5 protein-coding genes and 1 pseudogene are annotated in these 5,479 nt (G+C 33.6%); 3 read left to right on the top strand and 3 right to left on the bottom strand.

The genetic code is table 11. From position 1 onward, the window contains the following. The first annotated feature begins 466 nt into the window (after positions 1-466). The 3 genes from AB5618_RS21060 to AB5618_RS21050 all read left to right on the top strand — a co-directional run bounded on the left by AB5618_RS21060 (position 467) and on the right by AB5618_RS21050 (position 2,716). Positions 467-1,063 carry a TIR domain-containing protein gene (locus AB5618_RS21060; protein ID WP_368367042.1) on the top strand — a complete coding sequence of 199 codons (597 nt, stop codon included), beginning with the start codon at positions 467-469 and terminating at the stop codon, positions 1,061-1,063. An 85-nt stretch (positions 1,064-1,148) separates the two neighbouring features. Then, entirely contained in the window at positions 1,149-1,655 is a 507-nt protein-coding gene (locus tag AB5618_RS21055; protein WP_368367041.1) for a transposase, read from the top strand. 134 nt (positions 1,656-1,789) lie between these two features. Beyond that, entirely contained in the window at positions 1,790-2,716 is a 927-nt protein-coding gene (locus AB5618_RS21050) for a hypothetical protein (RefSeq protein ID WP_117854342.1), read from the top strand. A 142-nt stretch (positions 2,717-2,858) separates the two neighbouring features. Here the strand turns inward: AB5618_RS21050 and AB5618_RS21045 are convergent, their stop codons facing one another. The 3 genes and pseudogenes from AB5618_RS21045 to AB5618_RS21035 form a co-directional block, all read right to left on the bottom strand. Continuing rightward, complete coding sequence (locus tag AB5618_RS21045; RefSeq protein WP_368367040.1) at positions 2,859-4,229, bottom strand: P-loop NTPase fold protein; 1,371 nt, start codon at positions 4,227-4,229, stop codon at positions 2,859-2,861. A gap of 50 nt (positions 4,230-4,279) precedes the next feature. After that, positions 4,280-5,143, bottom strand: coding sequence for an HNH endonuclease (locus tag AB5618_RS21040; RefSeq protein ID WP_368367039.1), 864 nt, complete (start codon positions 5,141-5,143; stop codon positions 4,280-4,282). Further along, positions 5,143-5,479, bottom strand: a pseudogene (locus AB5618_RS21035) (hypothetical protein); the annotation flags it as partial. The pseudogene AB5618_RS21035 and the gene AB5618_RS21040, both read right to left, overlap by 1 nt.

The following is a 5,479-nucleotide window of genomic DNA, read 5'->3' as shown; positions in this document are numbered from 1 at the left end:
TATGTCAATAACTGTTGAGCTTTCAGTATAAAAGGTTGGCGGTTATTTTTCTATACACTGTTTTATTTGACGCTTACGATGAAATACCCGAAAAAAGCAGGTAAAGAATGAAAATTTAATTACCATGCCATGTCCTGTTAAGGCACATAATTTTGAATTATTATAAGCTTGCCTCAAGGGAACAAGGACATGAGATATCACAATGCCACACACTCTCTAAAAGATGCATTATAACATGCCCTGCCTTGAAGACTAATAATATCTCAAAGTCGGATGCATACGACAGTGGAAGTTTATAACAATTCAGCACTTAGACAGTAAATTACATGATAACAGCAAGTCTGATGAGCGGATTGTGTAGACACCCCTTGTCTGTGTGTTTTTTTCTTATCCAGACTAAAAATCTAAGCCAATGGGTGTCCAATCATAACGACCGCTGTGTATGCGTCCCAGAAAGGACACGAAAATGGATAATAACATAAATATTCAGAACACCATATCAATTGGCATTGAAATCCCCCCTGAAACGTTTATAAATGAAAAAACGATAAACGTTCAAAACTTGATTATTGAATCTAGTAGCACCAATAATGGCACAATTTGTATTCCTGATAATGTTTCTAATAATATTGTTGTTCCAAGTAAAAAGAAAAAAATTTTTATTGTTCATGGGCACGATAATGAAGTAAAGCTTGAAGTTGCCCGCTTCATAGAAAAAATTGGACTTGAGCCTATAATTTTGCACGAACAAGTAAACAGTGGAATGACAGTTATAGAGAAAATTGAAAAATACTCAGATGTAGAATTTGGAATTGTTTTATATACCCCTTGCGACTTGGGATATGTAAAAGGGAAGAAGAAAGAAAAAAAGGCCAGGGCAAGACAAAATGTTGTATTTGAACATGGTTACTTAATTGGTAAATTAGGTAGAAATAATGTGTGTGCATTAGTCAAAGGTGATATTGAATTACCAAATGATATTTCTGGCATTGTTTATATTCAATTAGATAGTAATGGCAGCTGGAAAATTCCTTTAGCAAAAGAACTAAAGCTATGTATTTAAAACCTCTCAAAAGAAGGAATTTGTCCATGGCCATGATATTACCGTTTATAATTATGGAGCGGATCACCAGGAATGTCTTGCCCATGTGCTGCGTTACCTGAAGGACAGTATAGATAATGAGCTTGACCGCACTTGGAACAAAGAGATGCGTTCGCTGTTACAGGATATGATTCATTTCTGCAACGGATGCCAGCCATTTCTGGAACCAGATCCGGTAAAGATCTCTGAATTAGAAAAAAGGTACCGGGAGGTACTGGAAACAGTCAGAACGGAATACGGAAACGTTCCAGCAAACAAGTATTACAGGGATGGGTATAACTTATTTCTGAGAATGGAGAAATATATGCAGAACAATCTGATGTTCCTGCATGATTCCCGTGTACCTGCCACTAATAATGAAGCCGAAAGGCGTCTAAGAAGCTATAAGCGGAAACAGGCGCAGGCTGTAACATTCAGGAGTTTCAAAAGTATCGATTATCTCTGTCAATGCATGAGCATGTTTGTTTTGATGCGGCTGGAAGAACCAGCGAATAATTGGACAGAGTGTCCGGGATATTCAGATAAGAAAACTGATGGCTTTGACAATTATTAGTCTGCACCTTCGTTTTTCTCAAGTCCAGCTAACTTCTGAGCAGTAACTGACCGATATTTTTTGACATAATTAGAGTTTAAGCTTTATTGTAAATCCGCTTCCATTATGATAATATAATATTAGAAAATATAACTTTGAAAAAGATCCAGTTACTTAACTTGAAAGAAGGTGCCGAAATAAACTTTTCAGCCAATACTCAAAATCATACAAATGAGGAATCTGATCACTATATGAAACAAACTGTAAAAGCCAGTGTTTTTGAAGATTTATTTTCAAATAAGGAATATCTGCTGCAACTTTACCAGGCTTTGCATCCTGAAGATACTACCGTTTTAGAATCAGATTTGGAATATGTCACCCTCCAGCAGGTAATGGCCAATAATCCATATAATGATCTTGGATTTAAAGTTGGTTCCCGTTTAATGATTCTTGTAGAAGCACAATCAACCTGGACAGAAAATATTATTGTCAGATGTATTATGTATCTAGCTCAGACCTGGAAAGATTATTTTATTTCTTCCAAACAGAGCGTTTACGCTTCGACGAAATTGGAATTTCCAGAACCAGAATTATATGTTCTATATACTGGTTCCAAAACAATTAGCAAAACCGAAATTTCTCTTTCTGAAGAATTTTTTGCTGGAAAACCAATTGCAATTGATGCAAAAGTAAAGGTTCTAATAACCGGTAAAAACAACGATATTATTACCCAATACGTTTTATTTACCAAGGTCATTGATGAACAAAGAAACCTGTATAAAAATAATACGCAAACAGCTATTACAGAAACTATTCGTATTTGTAAGGATAAAAATATTTTAAAAGAATATCTTGAAAATCACGAAAAGGAGGTCATTGATATTATGGTAACCTTATATAGTCAGGAAGAAGTTTTACGTGATTATGTTACAAGTGAAAAATTCACCTCAGAGGTAAAAGGCATCGTCGAACTTTCACAGGAACTTGGCCGTTCCTTCGCAGACACAGTTTCCTATGTTGCAAAAAAATGCAACGTTTCCAAAGACATTGCGGAACGGAAAGTGAATTCTTTTTGGAATTGATTGAATGAGTTGAATTCTCCTCGCTCCCTGGAAGATTATAACCTAGCTGAAAAGTAACCAATAAATCGACACCGAGCAGGAGGCTAATCATTAATTGATTAGCCCCTCTGGTCTACACATAATTTATCTGATACTTATACCTTTATATTTCGTAATTCGCATATTGAGATAACATACTTGCTACCACCAGAACAAATTTTCTTGAATCAGCATCAAATTCACATTTACCTATTGTTTTTTGGTAATCATTGCCAGAATATTTATTTACAAATATAGCATTATAAATCTCAAGAATTTTTTCTTCTGGTGTAATCAATTTCTTTTTTTCTATTTGAGAAAAAGATTCATCCTCTTTTAAGAAACGACAAAGTAGTCCAGTACTAAATTCTTTAGTGTTTAATATATCAACCATAGGTTTTCCACTTTTTCCAGAAATAAACTGTTCATACATTGATATATCTACCATTTTCAATCCTATAATAATTGGAACTATACAAGATAACATAAATTGTCTAGCTTCTCCATCTGGAAATATACAATTCCATTTTTCATCATCATGTGTAGGAACATAGGCCGCAGTTCGTACCTGCCGATAAAAACGAGTTATTTCTCTTAATTGCATATTATAAACATCAATAATACGTCTAGAAATTATTTCTAAATAGTACCTTCCATTTAACTCTATATTCATGTAAAATTTCTTTTTGTCAACCGGAGGCAAGTTAATTCTTAAATAAAAGAATCGATCTAAATATCTACACGCATCAAATGAATCTCCATAATAATTTTTTATTGTATGCTGCAATTCCTCTGTGTTAATTGATAATACGTATGTAATTCTCTCATCGTGCATGTAATGTTTTATTTGTTCTAATAATCGAACTGTAAAACTGGGTTTACATCTATCCAATTCATCAATAAAAACCACTAATCGATTTCCACGCTCATTCAATGCTTCTGAAAAAAAATCTTTCAATTTTTCTTCTAACGCCTTTTGTTCTTTGAATTTTGAGAGTGGATTATCGCTCTTCAAATTTTCTATAATTCCCTTAAGATTTTTTCCACTAAAAACATCTAAAACTGCACCGCCCAATTTAAAAAAATCTGTATCAGGATCAAATGTATAGGTCATCCCCAACTGCTTCGCGATTTCATATACAAGTGACACAATAGGATCTGTATCATTATCATTTTCCCATGCATCATAATATATAGCAAGATTACAATCATCATAATTATCACTTTCAGTCAAGAATAATTTTGATAGTATCTTCTCTCTTTTTTCTTTTTCAATTATACTTACAGGGTTTTTTGCATTAATCACCATCGTAGATTGTTTTATAAAAAATGTTTTTCCGCTTCCCCATTTTCCATCTACCGCAATAGTACTTGCTCCCTTCTGCGCAAGCAGCAGATTATAAAAATATGATAATTGCTGATTTCGCCCCAGCAGATCCGCTTCCAATGTTTTTATTAAATTTTCCTCTGTTGGCAGTATCTCAAAATTTTCCATTTTATCTTTCCTCATCTGAATTTTATTTCTTCCCTTACAAATAGCTGAAATTAGTCCTTTCCTTTACATATTTCTGGCAAATATTCATTCCAGTACCACTCGCTATCAATAATTGATTGATATAACGCAGTTTTCCATGAATTAAGTGAAATGGATTTTTCATCTTTAATCAAATCTTGTAAAACATCAACAGCTAGTTCCTTTTTTCCTTTTTGAAAACATTCTTTTAATCTTGTTTCCCGACTGCAATACTCTTCTGCTGCATGCAATTTATATATATTATTCAAGCAAAATCCTTGTTCAGAAAACGAATGACATATTCGCTGTCTTTTCTCTTCAGATATATCAATTGGTGGATCTGCATAAAATTGAAATGAAACCGGTTCCATTTCTATAAGTTTTGCCTTCAGCCACACACAGTCATCAAAATTATCATAATATGGATGAAATGGCTCTTCTACACGATTATGAAATGTTGAATCTAACTTTCCAGTATTACAATCTGAACAAGCTGGAATAAGATTATAAGGTGTAACAGTGTAAGCAACATACTTTGATTTTGGCAAAAAATGATCCACTGTTTTTACTAAATTTTGTTGACAATAAGGACATTTTCCATAGGGTGCCAAAGCTAAGATTTTATCATAAAATGCTCTATTCGGTTGATTTTTCGGAACAAATCTTTGCGTATATAGAGCTTCCATATCTTCTTTAGTTGCAATATTGTCAATTGTGTCATGCTCAGGTATTATATGCAATTGTCCATGCTGAGCTAATTCATCATATTCTTCTGTTTTTTTCTTTATTTTTTCCTTAACTAATGTGATTCTCTTTTTTCGAGGATTTTGCATATGAACCAAACAATTATCTATAATCGTTTCCATATCAAACTGTGGCTTTTCTAACTTTTTCATTAAGTGTTTTCCTTATCATACATATACGCTCGAAGTATTGATTTGGCTTCTTTTCCAAGTTCTCCTTGAAACTCGTTGAGAGCTTTTTCATATGAGTTTTTCCTATCAGCAACATTCTTTAGAATTGTATGAAATCCAGTGCTTCCAACATCATAGCCAAAAATCTCTGTAGTTATTTCCCCCAGATTTTCTCCAAAAGTTTCAATTTCTGGATGTTCAAATTTTCGATACTTCCCATGTCCCCTAATTTTCCATACGCATCTTCTAGGCACTTCCTGCACAATAACAGGAGAATGGGTTGCAATAATAGCAACTCCATTTCTGTAACTCATTAAC

It is taken from the genome of Ruminococcus sp. J1101004sp1_RTP21198st1_B9_RTP21198_201120 (assembly GCF_040924245.1).
GTDB lineage: Bacteria > Bacillota > Clostridia > Lachnospirales > Lachnospiraceae > Blautia_A > Blautia_A faecis.
Note: the sequence above shows the minus strand (reverse complement) of the source record. Positions and strands in the feature narration are given on the sequence as shown.

Bases quoted from the DNA above. Each gene is read 5' to 3' on its own strand.
- AB5618_RS21045 (WP_368367040.1), bottom strand. From the start codon at position 4,229: ATGGAAAATTTTGAGATACTGCCAACAGAGGAAAATTTAATAAAAACA.
- AB5618_RS21040 (WP_368367039.1), bottom strand. From the start codon at position 5,143: ATGAAAAAGTTAGAAAAGCCACAGTTTGATATGGAAACGATTATAGAT.
- AB5618_RS21060 (WP_368367042.1), top strand. From the start codon at position 467: ATGGATAATAACATAAATATTCAGAACACCATATCAATTGGCATTGAA.